This window comes from Succiniclasticum ruminis DSM 9236, assembly GCF_900112895.1.
Taxonomy (GTDB): domain Bacteria; phylum Bacillota; class Negativicutes; order Acidaminococcales; family Acidaminococcaceae; genus Succiniclasticum; species Succiniclasticum ruminis.
Genome location: NZ_FONL01000008.1, coordinates 24,790 through 43,730, shown reverse-complemented (window position 1 = coordinate 43,730; position 18,941 = coordinate 24,790). Strand labels below are relative to the sequence as shown.

Annotated in this window: 11 protein-coding genes; 2 read left to right on the top strand and 9 right to left on the bottom strand. The window is 53.0% G+C overall.

Annotated features, from left to right (window positions below; all coding sequences use genetic code 11):
• The first annotated feature begins 1 nt into the window (after position 1).
• Both BM159_RS06885 and BM159_RS06880 read left to right on the top strand, forming a co-directional pair.
• A complete protein-coding gene (locus tag BM159_RS06885; protein WP_093913516.1) occupies positions 2–1,852 on the top strand; it encodes an ABC transporter ATP-binding protein in 1,851 nt (616 codons plus the stop codon).
• On the top strand, positions 1,845–3,659 hold the full coding sequence (locus BM159_RS06880) for an ABC transporter ATP-binding protein (protein WP_093913515.1): 1,815 nt from the start codon (positions 1,845–1,847) through the stop codon (positions 3,657–3,659). The genes BM159_RS06885 and BM159_RS06880 overlap by 8 nt, the downstream gene beginning before the upstream one ends.
• A gap of 160 nt (positions 3,660–3,819) precedes the next feature.
• On the opposite strand, the gene BM159_RS06875 is transcribed toward BM159_RS06880, so the two are convergent.
• The 9 genes from BM159_RS06875 to BM159_RS06835 form a co-directional block, all read right to left on the bottom strand.
• Complete coding sequence (locus BM159_RS06875; protein ID WP_093913514.1) at positions 3,820–6,150, bottom strand: DNA topoisomerase 3; 2,331 nt, start codon at positions 6,148–6,150, stop codon at positions 3,820–3,822.
• A 150-nt stretch (positions 6,151–6,300) separates the two neighbouring features.
• The gene (gene mutM, locus BM159_RS06870) at positions 6,301–7,125 is read right to left on the bottom strand and encodes a bifunctional DNA-formamidopyrimidine glycosylase/DNA-(apurinic or apyrimidinic site) lyase (protein ID WP_093913513.1); all 825 of its coding nucleotides are present in this window, start codon (positions 7,123–7,125) and stop codon (positions 6,301–6,303) included.
• A gap of 93 nt (positions 7,126–7,218) precedes the next feature.
• A complete protein-coding gene (locus BM159_RS06865; protein WP_093913512.1) occupies positions 7,219–7,686 on the bottom strand; it encodes a DUF805 domain-containing protein in 468 nt (155 codons plus the stop codon).
• A 34-nt stretch (positions 7,687–7,720) separates the two neighbouring features.
• Positions 7,721–9,562 carry an SPASM domain-containing protein gene (locus tag BM159_RS06860; protein ID WP_093913511.1) on the bottom strand — a complete coding sequence of 614 codons (1,842 nt, stop codon included), beginning with the start codon at positions 9,560–9,562 and terminating at the stop codon, positions 7,721–7,723.
• A 25-nt stretch (positions 9,563–9,587) separates the two neighbouring features.
• The gene (locus BM159_RS06855) at positions 9,588–12,308 is read right to left on the bottom strand and encodes an NHLP bacteriocin export ABC transporter permease/ATPase subunit (protein WP_093913510.1); all 2,721 of its coding nucleotides are present in this window, start codon (positions 12,306–12,308) and stop codon (positions 9,588–9,590) included.
• Positions 12,309–12,347: 39 nt separating this feature from the next.
• Positions 12,348–14,567: an NHLP family bacteriocin export ABC transporter peptidase/permease/ATPase subunit gene (locus BM159_RS06850; RefSeq protein ID WP_093913509.1), complete on the bottom strand. Its 2,220-nt coding sequence runs from the start codon at positions 14,565–14,567 to the stop codon at positions 12,348–12,350.
• 4 nt (positions 14,568–14,571) lie between these two features.
• A complete protein-coding gene (locus BM159_RS06845; protein WP_093913508.1) occupies positions 14,572–15,528 on the bottom strand; it encodes an NHLP bacteriocin system secretion protein in 957 nt (318 codons plus the stop codon).
• Positions 15,525–16,694 carry an efflux RND transporter periplasmic adaptor subunit gene (locus BM159_RS06840; protein WP_093913507.1) on the bottom strand — a complete coding sequence of 390 codons (1,170 nt, stop codon included), beginning with the start codon at positions 16,692–16,694 and terminating at the stop codon, positions 15,525–15,527. The genes BM159_RS06845 and BM159_RS06840 overlap by 4 nt, the downstream gene beginning before the upstream one ends.
• Positions 16,695–16,987: 293 nt before the next feature.
• Positions 16,988–18,925, bottom strand: a complete 1,938-nt coding sequence (locus tag BM159_RS06835) for a RiPP maturation radical SAM C-methyltransferase (RefSeq protein WP_093913506.1) — start codon at positions 18,923–18,925, stop codon at positions 16,988–16,990.
• Positions 18,926–18,941 lie beyond the last annotated feature (16 nt).

The window sequence follows — 18,941 nt, the reverse complement described above, 5'->3', positions numbered from 1 at the left end:
CATGTGGCAGTACATTAAGCGCTATGCGCACTTCGCGATTATCGCCGCGCTGTTCATGGGCGGCGAGGTACTGATGGATTTAATACAGCCGGGTCTGATGCGCCGCATCGTGGACGACGGTGTGCTGGGCCTGAACAATAACGGCGTGGGTAACATGGAACTGGTCTGGCATCTGGGCGTCCGGATGATCGGCATGGTACTCATCGGCTGCTGTTTCGGTTCCCTGAACAATGTGTTCGTCAACATGGTCAGCCAGAACATGGGCAACGACCTGCGCAAGGATACGTTCCGGAAGATCATGACCTTTTCCTTTCCCCAGATTGAAAGCTTTGGCGCCGGTTCCCTCATCACCCGCATCACCAACGACGTGACCCAGGTGGAACGCCTCATCGCCCAGTTTGTACGGGGCATGGTCCGCACGGTGCTGATGACCATCGGCAGCCTGTACTTTATGTACACCCTCAGTCCGGATTTTGCCTTTATCGTGCTGTGCGCCCTGCCTTTCATCATCGGCACCATGGCGTTCTGCCTGCGCAAGGTGAACCCGTTATTTGCCCTGCAGCAGGAAAAGCTGGACGGTGTGAATGATGTGCTGCAGGAAGACATTTCCGCTATCCGCATCATCAAGGCCTGTGTGCGGGAAACCTACGAAAAACTCCGTTTCGGCAAGGCCAATGGCGATCTGATCAAGACCCAGCTGAAGGTCCTGCTGACCCTTGCCTTTATGGGCCCAGTGGTCAACATGCTGATGAACCTGACTATCGCGGCCATCCTCTGGTATGGCGCCAGGGATGTTTTGGAAGGAACCGCTTCCCCCGGCAGCATCATGGCGGCTATCACCTACACGACACAGCTGTTAATGGGCATTATGATGCTGATGATGCTGTTCCAGAATATCTCCCGGGGTTTCATTTCCTGGAAACGGCTGGCGTCGGTACTGCATCTGAAGCCGGAAATTCAGGACGGGGAATATGCAGACAGCACAGCCGGAAACGGCCTTATCGAATTCCGAGATGTTTCCTTTGCCTATCCCGGCAGCAACAAAAATGTTCTGGAACATATTAACCTCACCATTAAACCCGGTGAGACCGTCGCCATCATGGGTTCCACCGGCAGCGGCAAGACCACGCTGATCAATCTCATCCCCCGTTTTTATGATGTAACGGAAGGCAGCGTCTGCATCGACGGCATGGACGTGCGGGATTACAAAGTGAGCGCTCTCAGGAACAAGGTCGCTGTTGCGCTGCAGAAAAGCGAACTGTTCAGTACTTCAATCAAAGAAAACATTGCCTGGGGTAACCCGGACGCTGCAGATGAGAAAATCGAAAACGCAGCCCGTATCGCCCAGGCCCATGAGTTTATCGCGCCGCTGGAACAGGGTTATGATACTGTCGTGGCCGAACGGGGCATGAGCCTTTCCGGCGGGCAGAAGCAGCGTGTTGCCCTTGCCCGGGCCGTGCTGAAAGAATCTCCCATTATGATCTTCGACGACGCTACCAGCGCGCTGGATTTGAAAACAGAAGCCAGCTTTTACAACGACCTGGCAAAAACAAGCCCCCACAGCACAAAAATCATCGTGGCGCAACGGATTGCTTCCGTACGCCGCGCCAACCGAATTTTAATTCTGGAAAACGGAACAGTCATTGCGGAAGGAACGCATAAGGATCTGTTAAAGAACTGCGCTATTTATCAGGACATTTATCAATCACAGGTCGGCGATATCGCCCCGGATGAAAACAAAAGCGAAAATGAACTATTGACGCAGATAACACGCAATAATGCAGCACAGGAAAAAGAGAATACTGTAACGCAATCTTCCCGGACCGGAGAGGGGGTGAGCACGCATGAGTAAAGACGTAAAAGCCCAGGCCCCGCAGCAAGGCATCGGTCCCCGCCGCGGCAACCGCTTTGCGGAAACGGAATACGCCAAAGACATAGGCTGGACCTTAAAGCGCATCGCTTCCTACTTCGTGAAAGAAAAGAAACTGGTTTTCGGTATGCTGGCAGCAGTACTGGGCGGCACCCTTGCGGGTATCTATGCTCCCATGCTGCAAAGCAACGCGGTGGATATCATCGCCGGGCAACGTACCGGTGATTTGAGAACGACGCTGGTCTTCATGCTGGCGACCTACCTGGCGGTGAGCCTCATGCGGCTTGCCCAGGGTGTCTGCAGCGCGAATCTTAGCCTGCGCATCGTAAAACAGTTCCGGGAGGAACTGTTCGGCAAAGTCATTGATCTGCCTGTCAAATACACAGACACCCATTCACACGGCGATGTAATGAGCCGCATGACCAACGACGTGGAAAACATCTCCACCACCGTTTCCCAGGCCCTGCCCTCTTTGTTCAGCGGTGTGCTGACCATCATCGGCACGGCAGCCATCATGCTGTGGTACTGCTGGCAGCTGGCACTGTTAAGCTGCGGCACCATCTTCCTGACGGTCATCGTTACCCGTCTGTTATCTTCCTTTGTCCGTAAATACTCCAAAGAACGGCAGACCCTGCTGGGCAGTATGAACGGCACTGTGGAAGAAATCGTCAACGGTTACCGTACGGTCGTAGCCTATAACCGGCAGGACCAGTCCGCGGAAAAATTCTGCGACGTTTCCGACAGACTCACAAAAGCAGGCATCCGCACCGAAGTTTGCAGTGGGGTCATGGGGCCGGTTATGAACTGCATCGGCAACATCGGTTTTGTCATTATCGCTGCTTTCGGCGGCTACTTTGCCATCCACGGCATGATTTCCGTGGGTGTTATCTCCGCCTTCATCGTGTATGCCAAACAGTTCAGCCGTCCTATCAATGAAATTGCCCAGATCTACGGTCAGCTGCAGTCCGCCATCGCAGGCGCGGAGCGCGTCTTCCAGGTGCTGGATGAGACAAGCGAAGATCTGTACGGCCTGATTTGGGAAGATCAGGAGCATGTCTCCGTCCGTTTCGAAGATGTGGAATTCGGTTACGTGCAGGGCAAACCGGTGCTGAAGGATTTCAGTCTCACCATCCCCGCAGGCAAAAAGGTGGCGCTGGTGGGTTCTACCGGCAGCGGCAAGTCCACCGTAGTCAACCTTCTGATGCGCTACTACGATGCTGATAAGGGCGCTATCTGGATCAACGACCAGAACGTGGAAGAAATCACCCGGGACAGCCTGCGCAAGCATGTGGCCATCGTGCTGCAGGACACGGTCCTGTTCTCCGATACCATCCACCATAACCTGCAGTACGCCAACGAAAAAGCTACGGCAGAAGAAATCAAAAAGGCAGCGGAGATGAGCCGCTGCCACGAAATGATCGAACTGCTGCCACAGGGCTATGAAACCCTGCTGACTGGCGCCGGGGAAAACATCAGCCAGGGCCAGAGACAGCTGCTGGCAATCGCCCGGGCTTTTGTGGCCAATCCCCGCATCCTGATCCTGGACGAAGCCACATCCAACGTAGATACCCGTACGGAAAAGGCCATTCAGGACGCCATGCTGGAAGTCATGAAAGGACGCACCAGCATCGTCATTGCCCACCGCCTTTCCACCATTCGGGACGCAGACCTGATTGTGGTACTCGACCAGGGGCGTATTGTGGAACAGGGTAGCCACGACGAACTGCTGGCACGAAAGCAGAAATATTACGATTTGTACATGACGCAGTATGCAGGGTTTGCGACGTAACAGACGTTAATCTTTTCTTAATCCTGAATACTAAAAAATCCGGGTGTTTTTACACCCGGATTTTCTTTTTTAGAGAGATTTCCTGCGCCTAAATGAAAGACGTACCAGACGCGTTGACCGAAACTCCGATTGCCGTCCATGTCAGTCGTCGCATTCCTCATCAAATTTTCGGCCGTCCTTTGTTATCTTTATAAATTGTCTTACATTGGGGGCAGGCCCAGAAAAAGCCGTACCGGCTTTTCTTTTTTTCTAAGATAACATTGTCTTTCGGGCAGTATTCAATAACAGGATTCCCTGTTTTGTCCACTGCATAGAAGACGATTTTCTTCGTAACCGGCGATACACACTTTTTGTCGTCACAGACATAAAAATGCTGTTTTGTTTTGGCAGAATAATGGCAATTCAGCGTCTCTTTACCACACACGGGGCAGGTATACGTTTTCGCCGGAGCCGCCTCCTGCTGTTTCATCACTGGCTGCCCGTTTTTATCTACGTTATAGTAGACCGGCTTTCCGGTCACCGGGGACACGCAGGCCGGGTTGTCGCAGACAAAGAATGCTTTTTTCGTTTTCCTTGAAAAATGTTTTACAAGGCTGCCCGTTTTGCAGAGAGGACACTTAACCAACTCATAACCGGGAAACTGATGTCCTTCCGCGTATGTGATATTCCTGTCGATAGTATTGTAAATATCCTGTCTGAACTGTTCAACAGAGCCTCCCCCTGCCGCAATCTCCGCCAGGGCAAATTCCATTTCCGCCGTGGTGTCCGGTTTCGTCAGGGACAAGTCCACGTTATCAATGAGCTGGAAGCCCAGTTCCGTCGGTACCAGCTCTTTTTTTACCTTTTCCATGAAAGGCATCTGGGTCTGTTTGCTGCCGCGGATACCCTGCAGTTCGGAAATGATGGTATCGCGTGTAGCTGGCGTGCCGATTCCTTTTACTTCTTTTAGTTTTTCCCGGTTAGGATTTTTCGGATCCATGAACCGGTAAATGTTAGCCATGGCCGCCAGCAACGTACCTTCCGTAAACCGTTTGGGAGGTTTTGTTTCTTTTTCCAGCAGGTCCACTGCATCCGGTTTCCCCAGGTTTTCGCCTTTTACCAGGTTAGGCAGAGACAGGTTTTCCTCTTCCGAATCAGTGTCAGCAGTATCTTTCTTTTTACCCTGGGTCATAAACACCGCTTTGAAGCCCGGCTTCAGGATTACTTTGCCGCTGCCCTTGAACAATTCATCCGCCAGCAGAATTTCAAAGGTAATCGTTTCAAACTCGCAGGGCGGATAGAACTGCATCACATACCGTTCCGCAATCATAGTATAGATTTTCTCTTCTGTGGCGCTTAACTGTTGCGGGATTTCCCCTGTGGGGATAATGGCGTGGTGAGCCGTCACTTTTTTGTCGTTCCATGCCCTGGAATACAATTTTGGATCAGCCTGCTCCGCACCTCTCACATTACGCCCCGCCAGCTTTTTCAGAATGCGGAACGCCTCCTTATGCTGAGCTTTGGGAATGTAGTTGCAGTCCGAGCGCGGATAGGATACGAACTTTTTCTCATAAAGAGACTGCACCGTGGACAGCGCCAGCTTTGGAGAAATGCCAAAGCGGGCATTGGCTTCCACCTGCAGCGTGTCCAAGGAGTACGGCAGGGGCGGCGCTTCCGTCCCTTTTTTCCGCGTCACCTTCTGCACGATACCGTCGGCAGGCAACACCTTTTGCTGCACGGCTTCCGCAACCAGTTTGTCCAACAGACGGCCGTCTTCGTCTAACGCAATCTTCTTTTCATCAGGGTGCCATAACGCTGTGAACCGGATTCCTTCTTTTGTGAAAGCCGCTTTCAACTCATAATACTTATGGACCACGAAATTCCGTATTTCCTTTTCCCGGTTGACAACCAGCGCAAGCGTAGGAACCTTAACCCGTCCGATATTCCATACAGCCCCCGGCGAAAATTTCGACGCGTTCGTGGTATAACAACGGGTCAGGTTTATCCCTACCAGCCAGTCTGCCTGTTCCCGTGCCAGACCCGCCGCATACAGGTTTTCATATTTTGTGTTGTCCTCGATGTTTTCAAACGCCCGCTTCATGCTCACGTCATCCTTGGCGTTGATCAGAAGCCTCCGTACCCTGCCACAGTAATTACAGTAGTGCAAAATTTCCTCAATCAACAACTGCCCTTCCCGGTCCGGGTCACCGGCATGGATGACCTCGTCCGCAGTCCTTAAAAGGCCAGCCACCACCTTGAACTGGGCACTGGAACGGGCAATCACCTCATGCTGCCATACTGCCGGGAAAATGCGGTAATTGGTCCACCTGGCGTACCGTTTGTCGTAGGCTTCCGGCGTCGCCAGTTCCAGCAGATGCCCTACCGCCCAGGAAACAATGGTATCATCTTTCCGGTAAAAGCCCGTGCCTTTTTTATATCCTCCGGACGGCCAGAGGTAGTCTGCAATGGCTTTGGCAATGTCCGGTTTTTCTGCAATATAGAGTGTTTGCATAGGTTCTGGAACCTCTCTTAATATCCCATATTTTCATTAATCAAAACTACTTTCATCTCCATGTGATTCATCTTGCGCCAGTAACTGCTTTTGAATCATAATCCGGTTTATATCGTACCGGCGGTCAAACTTACAGCCGCATCATACTGATCATTTCTGACAGTGGGGACAGTACACGCTGCCCCGCCCGCCAACTTTAATTTGTTTTAACTCTGTGCCGCACTTTTGACAGGGCATCCCTTTCCTTCCGTACACCTGAAGAAACTCTTTGTTGTTTCCCATCTGCCCGTCCGCGTCCTGATAATTGCGGAAAGTGGTTCCGCGATGGCGCAGGCCCTGGGCAATTACCCGGTTGACCGCTTCATACAGCGCATGGATTTGTTGTAACGTCAGTTTATCCGTATATCGAGTCGGCCGGATTCCTGCTGCTGCCAGCGCTTCATCCGCATAAATATTGCCCATGCCGGCTATTTTATGCTGGTCCAGAAGGAAACACTTCACCATCTGATGGCTCTTTTTCAGTTTTTCTTTCAGATAGTCTTCCGTGAATTCCGGAGATAGTGGTTCCGGCCCTAAGCCGGCATAGCCCCTGTCTTTCCAGGAGTCGCTGCCGCCACACAGGCATACCGTTCCAAATGTCCGGATATCGGTAAACCATAAGTCCATCCCACCCGAAAGGAAAAATCGTAATTTTGCATAAGACGGCTCCGGTGCATCACCACGTAAGACCAGCAGGGCCCCGGTCATCCGCAAATGAGCCAGGATATAATGTCCGTCGTCCAGTAACAGCGTCAGGTATTTGCCTCTGCGCCGCACGTCTGTAATTGTCCGCCCCTCCACGCCCATAATAAAATCCGGCACTGCCGGATGGTGTATCATACGGGGCAGCCGGACTTCTGTTTTTAAAATTGTTTTGCCTTTTATATGGGGAAGCAGCGATACCCTCACCTGCTCCACTTCCGGCAGTTCCGGCATGACCTCGCCTCCTTATATCACAATATGCGGAACAGTCAATGTTTCTAATTATGAAACGCGTACATATCCATATAACATGTCTTCACCGCATCATTATTTCAGAGTCCCGTGTTTCTCCCGCAGGCTTTCCGCAATATCTTCCATCCTTTCATAATCATCACGGATGGGATCGTCGCCATACCGATTCGGTCCGACAGTCCCCCGCTTGCATGCCAGGTACAGCCCCCAGGCAATGTTGATGTAGGGAACGGCGCCTAACAGAAGCCACCAACCGCTTTTATCAAGGTCATGACACCGGCGTACCCCCAGCGAAAAGCCCATGAAAATAGCAAGTATAATCAACAGCGAATGCACAGTCACATGAAGCCAGAGCAGGTCTTTATGCAGATATTCCTGCCCCGGCTTTAACCCGCCCGCGAACAGATAAAACAATACGAAGGCAAGTATCACAGGCAGGAAAATCGCCACCAGGGAACGCATAATATACGGTTTACGGTTCAGCCTTCCGCTAAAGGTAAAAAAGGTTCTGTAGAGATAACTGAAAAAACCGGATTGACTCATATAATCGCTCCTTCTTCACCTGAAGGAATCATCATCACAGTGCATGGTACACCGGGCACGAGATATCCTTCCCCAAGGCCTGGCAATGCAGGCAACGGCGTTGGAAACAACAATTTGCGCATTCACTGATTCCTTCTCCGGAACAGCGCAATGTCCCGAGAACAGAAGATTTTTCCCAAAAGTCAACGATGTTTTCTGTATTACAGTAACCGGTCGACGGCGTTTCGGCATTCTTCTCCATGTACAGGCAGGGTGTAAAACTCCCGTCCGCTGCCACTGCAAAGAAAGACCGGCCAGCCTCACAGCCGCGCCCGATACCCTGATTGTCATTATACCTGGCATCTGTGCCGCCCATAAAGGCCCGAAACTGTGAGAAACAGGATTCCACCGTGAGATGCATCTTCTTATCCTGCAACAGTATGTCCTCTACCCCATTACTCCCTTCGTATTCCCTGATAAACGCAGCTGCCGCTTCCATCTGTGCCCAATCCGGAAGTTGCGCTTTCATTTTGTTTCCGTCCTGCGGTTTCGCCCCGGTAATGAGAAGTTCCTGTACTCCCAGCCCGGCTGCTGTTTCAACAACTGCCTTCAGCTCTTCTGTGTTGTCCCGATGCATATACCAGCGTGCCCGCACGTTACTGAATCGCAGTTTCTGCAACAATTGCAGCGTGGTCCGCGCTGCCACGTCCGCAGCACCTTCCATATCCACAAGGAAAGCGTCCGCTCCCGCGGCACCCGTGGCAGCAAGCCAGGATTCCTGCACGTGCCCCCTGATTACGATTTCTGTTGCCACGCCCTGTTTTTTGCTCTCCTGCAGCAAAATGGGCATATCTTTATATCCGGCAACGCCTCCTGTAAGCCGTACATGGCGCACCCTATTCTGTCCGCATTCCCGGATCAGGGCCAGCGCTTTTCCCACAGGAAGAATCTTCTGTCCGCCCGCAAGTTCCATATCCAGGCGCAGAGGCCGGTCGTATGCGTCAAAATAATGATGGTGGATGTAGGGAGACTGTTCCAGGTAGGCCTTTGCCTCCGTGATGCGCCCATCTTTATAATTCAGCTTAAAATAGGCAATCAGGGTCTGGATGAAGGGGGCCCCATCGGGCCGGATCCGTATCCAGCGCCGCAGTGCTTCCCCTTTGGAAGGAAGGCACAGCCCGGCTTCCTCCAGACGCGCTATGAATTTATCCATCAACAGCGGATGGCGCCAGTTGGAGCATACCTCTATGCCAATCTTGGGCAGCACTCCCGCTTCCCCAAGATCGATATTGACAGCTACGTTTTTTGTTTCTTTCCAGGGTTCCAGTGCTTCCCTCAGGGCTTCTGTACTTCCCTGCCAGCCGATAGCCTTCAGTCCGTCAAAGACGGATTCCCATACGGAAAAGATAATAACCAGGCGCATGATATCAAGTTCGCCCCGGCCGGACATGGTGCCAATCTGTTTAATAGAAGCGCCTTTTGGCAGGGCTGCTGTCACCCGGTTCAGGGGAGCCCGTAACCGGCGGGCCCTCCGTTCCCCCATAAACGGTGGCAGCATTTTGTCCCATAGTTCGGAATAGCTGTGTTCCGCAAGGGCCAGGTTGGTGAACAGGCAGGGCTCAATGGGTCCGCCTTTGGCAAACTCTGCATAATCAATTTCATACCAGAGGGAGGATACGAAGGGAATATGTTCCACATCGATGTTCATGATGTAATCCACATAACGGGCCTGCTCCCCCAACCGCACTTCCAGTCCGGCCCCGTGGGTAATCGTGTTGCCATACTGCGCTTCCACGTTAGCAACAGCCGCCAGACAGGCATCGTCCATAATTTCCGGTATGGGATGACGGCGCAGGTGAGCATAATACTCCCGCATAGGCAATTCCTGAACAATCATGCTTTCCTCCTGTTTTTCCAATCGGTCAAGCCATTTGCCGCTTCACCATGGCGGCAAAAAGGCCTCCCCGCTTCACCAGTTCCTCAAAGGTGCCGCTTTCGGCCACGCGTCCTTCATCCAGCACAATGATACGGTCTGCGTTCCGGATTGTGGAAAGGCGGTGAGCCACCACAATCCGGGTAGCCTTAAGCTGGTCAAGACTCTTTGTCACAATGGCCTGAGTCCGGTTATCCAGCGCGCTGGTCGCTTCGTCGCAGATAATGATGGACGGCTTCATGGCCAGAGCTCTGGCCATGAGGATACGCTGCCGCTGACCGCCGGAAATATTCGTACTGCCTTCGCTGACAACGGTCTGCATCTGCATGGGCATTTCCCGGATGTCATCCGCAATGCCTGCCGCTTCCGCCGCAGCCCAGGCGTCATCAAGGGTAAGGTCGTTGATGCCGATAATGTTCCGGTAAATGTCGCCTGTCATCAGCTGACCGTTCTGCAGCACCACGCCCAGCTGGGCACGGACGGAAGCGGCGTTTATCTCCGCCAGGTTCTGCCCGTCATAATACACCGCGCCGCCCAAAGGCTTTTCAAAGCCCAACAGCAGACGGACCAGGGTAGACTTCCCGCAACCGGATCTGCCAACAATAGCCACATGTTCCCCCGCTGCGATCCGAAAGCTGACCCCCTTTAATACTTCCGGTAAATCAGCATCATAAGCAAAACGGAGATCCCTGACTTCGATAGCTCCGGAAAGCACTTCGGCGTCAGGCCTCTCATCAGAACTTTCCGGTTCTGCGTCCAGAATGGGCCGGATGTTTTCCAGCAACGGTTTCACCATAGAGACAGACTCGGCCGCCGGTATCACCGCGTTCAGGGATGCATTAAAGGCGGTGTAAGCAGACTGGAACGCAATAAAGGTAGCTGCCGTCATGGCTTCGCCTGCTCCCAGAGCACTACTGATCACATTTCCCGTGCCCAGGGTCATGGTCTCGCCCAGTTCCCGAAACGCAAAATAATACAGGATGAGGGAAAGCAACACGGGCTGTACCGCCGTAATCACCGTATTATAGTTTTTCAGCCAGCGTGAACGATAATTCCATTTCCACTCTTCCGAGAACCGCTCGCCCCAAAGATGATAGGCCTGCTCTTCCGCGCCCCTGACACGGAACTTCACCAGGCCGGTAAAAATTTCCTGCAAAATACCCTGGGTGCGGTTCCTGGCAGTGGTCATTTTCCGCTGGGCCTGTACAAGACGACTCATAATCAGCCAGACAGCAAGGAGATAAATAAACCAGATAAGCACAGCGATACCCGTCAGCTTCACGCTGTAATAACACATCAGCGCCAGACTCCAGAAAGAAAAAAGAAAGCTGAAGATAACGCCGACGATTTCTTCGGAAATCAATTGTATCACCTGTTCCAGTCCCAGAATACGGCTGGCCAGTTCACCGGTCTGCAGGGTACGGAAAAACTTCACGGGAAGGCTTAATACGCGGCTGATAACAGCCGGTTTCACGTTCATGTCGGCAGCGGTGGAAAGACGCAGCAGCGCTACGGAACGCACCGTGTTAAGAGCCGCTGTAGTAAAGCCTGCTACCATGACAACCTGGGTCACCGTGGCCAGTCCTTTCCGGTCTAATATAGGAATAATGTCTTTGAAGATCGTTTCCGTTACAATCGGTGTAATCAGCGGAATCAGTCCCGCAGCCAGGCTTACGGCCAGAATCGTACGCCAGTCCTGTTTCCAGCACTGCCGCACCAGAAAACGCAAGAACTCATATATGGAAAGTTTACGATCCGGCAGCCCCGGATAACAAAGGAATGCATCCGCGTCTACCTCTTTGGCAATTTCTGCTGTTACTACAATTCCTTCCGAATGCTCCCGGGTCACCATACGGTACCGAACCGGTGTTTCCGGCACAAAGGCAGCCAGTTCTTTCTTTTCACCAAAGCAACCCAACAGGACTCCGCTGTCCCCGGAATACCAGTCCTGTTCCAGATGCACCAGACGCATCTGCATACCGCCTTTTTCCATCAGACGGCGCAACAAACCAAGCCGGTCCAGTTTCCGCACCATCTCCGGAGCCATCTGAATCCCGCCGTGTGGCATCTTCAGCGCCTGGGCAACGCAACGCACAATAAATACGGCATCTTCAAGCTCAGTATTGCCAGTGCCCGTTTCTTCTTCCGGAGCAACTGCTTCACCAAGCAGTTTGGAAATCGTATCGTCCACCAGGCGTGTTTTCTGCTTTGCCCGTTTTTCCATCTGCCGTGAAAGACGCTTGTCCTGGGCGTTGAAACGCACGCCCAACAACATGGCGAAAATGCCTTCGTTGTCCGCAAAATCCGCCAACAGGTTCTCTCTGTCCTGCTCATGGCCGGTCAGAACAGAGCCATCCGCCCATTTCCGCAGCACTTCGTCGCCCTTGTCTGCCAAAAGCCGCAGCCAAGGCAGCGAAACCAACGCAGCAAACCATTGCCTCATCAATGGCAGCAGTTCTTCCGGAGCAATTTCCAGCAGGGATGTTTCTGTCAGTTCGCTGTCTTCCACCGCATAAACCAGCACATCGATCTGTTCGAATTCGTCCATAGAAGGGAAAGCAGCCTGTCCCGGGGCAACTTCTGTCAGAAATATCTGCCGGAAAGACTGTTTTTTGCGCGTAACGGCATAAGCCTCCAATTTGCCGGAGACCAGTTTTATATATGTATTGTCATCATGCAGTCGGAAACGCTCACCCGCAATGAGTTTCATCAGCGTTCCTCCTTCTTTCTGATTTGTATAAGACTTGTCCTAATTCAGCGTTTCTTCATCCGCTTCCATCCGGTCCCGTTCTTCGATGAGACGGCGGTAAGGTCCGTCATGGGCTATCAGTTCCCGATGAGTGCCCCGTTCCGCTACTTTCCCCCGTTCCAGTACGATGATCTCATCCGCATCCCGGATGGTGGAAAGACGGTGGGCCACAATCAGGCAGGTGCAGCCCCTGCGCCGGATGTTTTCCAGACATTTCTGTTCCGTCATGGGATCGATGGCGCTGGTGGCTTCGTCAAGAATCAGCAGGGATGGGTTGCAGGCCAGCGCCCGGGCAATTTCCAGACGCTGCCGCTGACCGCCGCTGAAATTCAGGCCGCCTTCCGCCACTTCTGCCTCATAACCTCCCGGCAGCCTCATAATATCCTCATGGATACAGGCGTCCTGGGCAGCCTGTACGACGTCCGCCGAAGGAACGGATTTATCAAACATGGTAATATTTTCCCGTACTGTCCCGGTAATCTGGAACACATCCTGATCCACGGATGCCAGGGAATTCACAATGACGGGCCGCGGGATTTCCCGGCGCTTCACACCGTCAAACAGCACCTCTCCGGACCATTCCTCGTAAAGCCCCGCCACCAGTTTAGCCAGCGTGCTCTTGCCGCTGCCGGAAGATCCCACCACAGCAGCCCAGCGCCCCGGTTCCAGATGGAGATCAAAGTGCTCGATGAGGGGCGGGTCAAGGGGGCTGTAGCCAAAGTTTACGTCTTTCAGTGTCAGTTCGCCGGAAAGACGGTTGCCTTTAAACGATATCACCTGATCATCGCCGGGATAGTTCAGACTGTCTGTTTTATAACGCCGCACATCGTCAAGACGCCGCATCTGCATTTCCGTGTCCTGCAACACATTGCCCAGGGAAAGCAGCTTCTGTACCGGCTCATGGAATTTTACAATCAGGTTATTGAAAGCCATATAAATACCGGCAGTCATGATTCCTTCCATGATGGAAAATCCGCCCACCGTCATAATCAGGGCCGTATTCAGTCCACCAAGAAGCAACGGCAGCAATTTTACTTTCATGGCCCATAGTTTCATTTCCTGGGCAGCCACCGTGGCTTTAGCCGCATAGCCTGCCCACTTGGCAAACAGATCCCCTTCGCTGCCGTTGGCCTTGATGCTCTCCACCATCATAAGGCCGCTCATCAGCACGCCATAGGCCTTGGAAGCATCCTGCTGGATGCGCATAATCAGGTCGGTCTGGCGGCGCCGCATATATAAAAACACAAAAATATCCACGATACTGATGGATACGCCAATCAGAGTCAGGGGCACGCTGTACTGGAACAACAACAACAGGTAAAACAGCGCCACCAGCAAATCCAGCAACGCTGTAGCCGCCTGGTTGGACAGCACCGCTGCCGTGGATTCATTGAACTGGATACGGGAAGCAATGTCTGCCGCGTACCGTTGCTGGAAAAATGTCACCGGCAGCCGCAGAACATGCCAGAAAAAGCCGGATGAATCCGCAATAGTCAGTTTTTTCTGCCAGTATGTCAGCGCCGCAGCCCGCATGGCAGTCATGATGCCCAGCAGAATCATGGTCCCGAACATGGCATTTAACAGCTTTACAATCCAGTCCGCATGCTTAAGGGAGAAAACATCGTCAATGAAAATCTGCCCCATGACCGGAATCGCAAGCCCCGGAATGATCATGCAAAGACCCAGCACCATCAGAAAGATAAGCGCCCACTTATCCTCCCTGAGTTTGGCCGCCACCGTTTTCACGATGCTGTAAGGTTCCCCTTCGGGTTTGAAACTTTCACCCGGCGTAATCTTCATGTACACGCCAGTATAGGAAGTCAGAAATTCATCCCATGTTACGGTGCGCCGCCCCATGGCCGGGTCATTCAGGAACACGGTGTCCCCCTGAAAACCTTCCAGAACCAGAAAATGATTGAATTCCCAGAACAGGATCAGGGGGAATTCCTTTTTGCGCAGCACTTCGCTACGGCCCGCAAAGGCCTTGGCCACACAACCCTGACGGCGGGCAGCTTTCAGCAGATTATCCGCATTGCTGCCGTCCCGGGTCACACCGCACTCCTGCCGCAAAAACTCCAGCGGCAGCCAGCGCCCGTAATAGGCCAGCACCATAGCCAGAGACGCGGCGCCGCATTCCGTTGCTTCCATCTGCAGGACGGTCGGCACCTTCACGCGCTCTTTTCCGGCAAAGAACTGCCGGATCCGTTCTCTTGTATCCATATCCTCACCGGCTTCTCAGCCACTGGCTGATCTTATAGAACACTTTCTCGATGGGCGGCTGCCGTTCAATAACAACAGAACCGGTGCAATAACTGCCCGCCGTCACCGGTTTATGGCGTCCTACGACGGAGGTCCACAGATAACCGGACTCGGAATCTGCGTCCTTCACCAGTTCAAACCTCACTTCCACCGCCGCGCCGCCGTCCTTTTGCAATATGTATTGGGCCAGTTGGGAGTTGCCCAGACTTTTTTTCACTCCTTCAGCGGAAACAGGATATTGGGAAACGCTTTTCACCACACCGATCAGGCTGCCGGTCTTGGTAATATCCACCCCATTGGGAGCCAGCTGGATGGTCATGCCCGGTTCCACCCGTTTACCATTGTCCACGCTGATATAGAAGACACCCTGCAGCTCATTCCTGTCCTGGGTCAGACGCACCGTGCAGATGGGACTGCCGGCTTCCATGAGCTGTCCTTCCGCAGCCATCACTTCCCCCACGATACCTTCGTAATCGGAGTAAATATTTTCCCGGGCAGCCTGCTGGTACCGTTTTGCATCGTATTCGTACACGCGGCTCTGGACATCCCGGTCACTGGTCCCCAGCTCGGTTCCGTACTGGGCCATACGGGTATCCGCTGACTGCTCCGGCTGTTCCATGCGGGCGACCAAGTCGCCCTTCCGCACGCGGCTGCCGGTCTTCACATACACATCTGTCACCTTACCCGAGGCCGCATGGGTAATGTTCACCACGCCAGCGGAGTCAACAATCAGCCCGTAACCTTCCGCTTTTTCCGTAAAGGAGCCGTATATAGACCACAGCACAATGGCAAAACAAAGCAGGGACACCGCTGCCAGTCCCATCCAGCCCACAGGGCCGGTGATCCGGATCATACTGTCCAGTTTGTCAGGGGAACGGAGCTTTTCCAGGGCCTTGGGATTGAAGATATTATCGTTGCTCACTTCGTTCCACCTCCCTGTACTTTCACGGTCGCCCGCATCCCGTCCTTCAGGCCCTCCATGCCTGAAGTGACTACCACTTCGCCCTCCTTAAGGCCTTCCAGGACTTCGATGAACTGACCGTCGTTAGTGCCTGTCTTTACCGTTCTTTCTTCAATGGTATTATCTTCTTTCGCCACGTACACCCGGGTGTGGTTGCTGTCTACCATAGCGTCCAGAGGAACGGACAGCGCTTCACGGCCTGTACGGACCTGCATGGTCACGTGCCCGTAGGTCTGTGGTTCCAGCAGACCGGAGCGGTTATCCGCCTGCCACATCACATTGCGCAGGGCAGCCGGTTCCGACACAGGCGGCGTAATTTCCGCAACAGACGCAAGAAAGCATTGTTCGCTGCCCATGTTTCCTTTCTCATAATTCGTGCCATAGGCTTTCTGGAAATCCCTGTTGCTGAAAATCAGTTCAGCTTCCAGCCCCTGTACCAGGTGCCCTGCTATCTTATCGTCAACCGGCGTAGCAAAATAGAGCGTGCGGAAATCGCCAACCAGAGCCAGAGATGTTCCGCTCTGCACATAGGCACCCGGCTGCCGGTACAACCGCAGCACCTGACCATCCAATGGAGCGGTGACACGCTGCCGGGCTTCCTGGATACGCAGGCTTCCCAGCTTGGCCTCCGCCACATCAAGGGCCGCCACCGCAGCCCGGTATGCCGCTTCCGCATCGTCAAATTGCTGGGCAGAGATGGCGTCCTTCTGTTTCAGCAGCAAAAACCGCTTATACTGGTTTTCCTTGCCGTGTTTTTCTGCCTGCGCACTGAGAATGTTTGCCTCTGCCTGCTGGATCTGCAGCGGCAATTCTTCATTTTCAATCACAAACAAGGTGTCGCCTTTACGGACAAAACTGCCCTTCGGCGCAAGACAGGAAATGATGCGCCCATCCGACAACGCCACGGCATCCGCCATGTCTTTGGAATAAAAATTGATGGCGTTCAGCGTAACTCTGGGGCGGATAAAACGCACGGAAGCCTGGGAGCCCTGCAGTTCCATGCTGCGTTCGCTCATACGTTTGGCGATTTGAAACTCGCCCCGTTCATTAAGCCACGCGCCGTACAATATTATGGTCAGCGACAGAGCGAGCACAATACCCAGCCCTATCATAAAATACTTTTTCATAAGTACCCCCGAAATCCGTACGCATAATAAACAAAATAAACTTCAGAAAAATGTTGTCAATATACCCAAAAGGTTTGCGAATACCTGCATTCTCATCAGGCTACAATACATCAGTTTATTATAACATAAAATCACCGGAAGCAACAAACTGTCTCTGTCACATCCGGTAATTAACTTAATAAAAACAAAACACGCTATATGTATTTTTTATCAAATCGACAACTTTATTTGCAATTATATATGCAGTATTCTGTTACTATATATGCAATATCCTGTTACACGCAGCGATGCTTTTATACTCCTCTTCCAACTATTAACCGCTTCTGCTTTCCCGCGTCCCTGTCAATGGGCAAAGCGAGATATTCCGGCCCGATGTGGAGTAAAAGGTTTTCCTGTTCCAACCATGAAAGTGCTTCCCGGATTCTTGCTTCTTCATAATGATCCGCCAGCGCTTTCATCAGTTTTTCTTCCTTCATCACGTTCCGGCATGCCCGCAGTACCTCCACTTCGATGCCCTGCAGATAATACATGGGCCGGCGCGCTATCAAACGGGTATCCAGAATTTTTACCAATGCTCCTTTGTCCTTCATATAAAGAAGCTGGCGCGTCCTGTTCCATGCTTCGGACAGTTCGTACAGGGTTTCATAGGCAGGTCCCAACTGCCGGTAATCATAATACCGGGCCAGTTCTGCCTCATCCACCGGTGCGAACAGGTGGGCCGCACGGCGGATAAAGTCCTCATTGGGAAATACAAAATCGTAGCCCCGGTCCGGCCGCAGGGCCGGGACGGAATCGTCCGGATGCCGCATATAATCATTGTAACGGTGGAACATGACGTGGGTCACGGTATTAGGGGCGGACAGGTGCATGATCTTCGGCAGGACAGCGTTGACTTCACGGCAGAGTTCTTCCGTTTCTCCCGGCGTACCGGTCAAAATATACCACAGCACGTTTATCCCGTGGGCGTTGCAGTGTTTCAGGGTCTGCACCTGCCGGATGGCGGTAGCCCCCTTGCCCATCAGGCGCAGGATGCCATCGGAAAAGCTTTCGATACCCGCCTGCACCCAGAAGAAACCGGCTTCCGCCAGATGTTTTGCGTCTTCTTCCGTCATGTTGGACTTGATTTCCGTAAACAGTCTGAGCCCGTTATTTCGGTACGCTTCCCGTTGCAATAGCGCGGAAGGCAGTTCTTTCTGATGAGTTAAGCTCAGGATATTGTCGGTAAAATAACACTGGGCTCCGGGATAACGGCTGGCCAGTTCCGCCAGTTCATCCGCAAACCTGTCCGTACTTTTTGTCCGGTACAAATGGGCGGTACTGCCGTTCAGCCCGCAGAAGCGGCAGGGATGCCGGGCAGCCCACCAGCAGCCCCGGGAGCCTTCTGCCGTAACGATAAAATGCCCTTTCATCCGGGGCAGCAGCATGTCCCTCTCCCGGAAGTAGTCGCTGAAATCTGGCAGCGGCAATGCGTCCAGGTTTTGCGTGACCCTCGCCGGAGCACACTTCTGTCTGGTGCGGGATACCACGCCGTGAGGCAGCTCACTATCCGGCACAGTGCCGTCCTGTAACAGCCGTGTGCATAATGGCGCGATGATTTCGTCCGCCTCGCCGGTAAAAACGTAATCAAAGGCTTCGATATGTTCCGCCAGGGCCGCTCCCGCGTCTCCTTCGCAGTTGGCGCCGCCCGCTAATATCAGGGGGGCGTCTTTTTCCTTTTTCAGCCGGCGAGCCAGGGCAATCATGGCGTTGTGCTGTTGGAACATGGAAAGAAATGCCACAATCTTCGGTCGCTGCGCCATTATACGGGCGCAGGCTTCTTCCAGGCAGGCTTCTGCCATAGCGTGAGCTTCCTGGAACAGGGCCAGACTGTGCAGGGTTTCCTCCCGCTGCCTGACGGCAAAGACCTTCCCCGGAAGATGTTTTCCCTTCATCCAGCGGATGTAGTCGTCAAAAGAAGAAATGGTTTTACCATGGGCTGCTTCCGCAAAAACCGTCTCGCAGGCAAAATAATCATGACCGTAACCGATGGTGCATACCTGCATGATGCTTCTGTATTTCTCCAACCCGATGCGACTGGCATAATAGAGATACTCATGTTGCACACGGCTCTTAATCCCTGCCCGTGACAGCACCGACTTGAACAGGGCCAGGGTCAGGCAGGGCATATATTCGTCGCAGAAAGGCATGGCAACAAAAAGCACATCCACAGCGCCTTCCCGGTTTATTCCCATAATAACTCTCCTGCAT

Excerpts from the sequence above, each read along its gene's own strand:
- BM159_RS06840 (WP_093913507.1), bottom strand. The coding sequence starts at position 16,694 with ATGAAAAAGTATTTTATGATAGGGCTGGGTATTGTGCTCGCTCTGTCG.
- BM159_RS06875 (WP_093913514.1), bottom strand. The coding sequence starts at position 6,150 with ATGCAAACACTCTATATTGCAGAAAAACCGGACATTGCCAAAGCCATT.
- BM159_RS06880 (WP_093913515.1), top strand. The coding sequence starts at position 1,845 with ATGAGTAAAGACGTAAAAGCCCAGGCCCCGCAGCAAGGCATCGGTCCC.
- BM159_RS06860 (WP_093913511.1), bottom strand. The coding sequence starts at position 9,562 with ATGATTGTTCAGGAATTGCCTATGCGGGAGTATTATGCTCACCTGCGC.
- BM159_RS06855 (WP_093913510.1), bottom strand. The coding sequence starts at position 12,308 with ATGAAACTCATTGCGGGTGAGCGTTTCCGACTGCATGATGACAATACA.
- BM159_RS06865 (WP_093913512.1), bottom strand. The coding sequence starts at position 7,686 with ATGAGTCAATCCGGTTTTTTCAGTTATCTCTACAGAACCTTTTTTACC.
- BM159_RS06850 (WP_093913509.1), bottom strand. The coding sequence starts at position 14,567 with ATGGATACAAGAGAACGGATCCGGCAGTTCTTTGCCGGAAAAGAGCGC.
- BM159_RS06885 (WP_093913516.1), top strand. The coding sequence starts at position 2 with ATGTGGCAGTACATTAAGCGCTATGCGCACTTCGCGATTATCGCCGCG.
- BM159_RS06835 (WP_093913506.1), bottom strand. The coding sequence starts at position 18,925 with ATGGGAATAAACCGGGAAGGCGCTGTGGATGTGCTTTTTGTTGCCATG.
- mutM (WP_093913513.1), bottom strand. The coding sequence starts at position 7,125 with ATGCCGGAACTGCCGGAAGTGGAGCAGGTGAGGGTATCGCTGCTTCCC.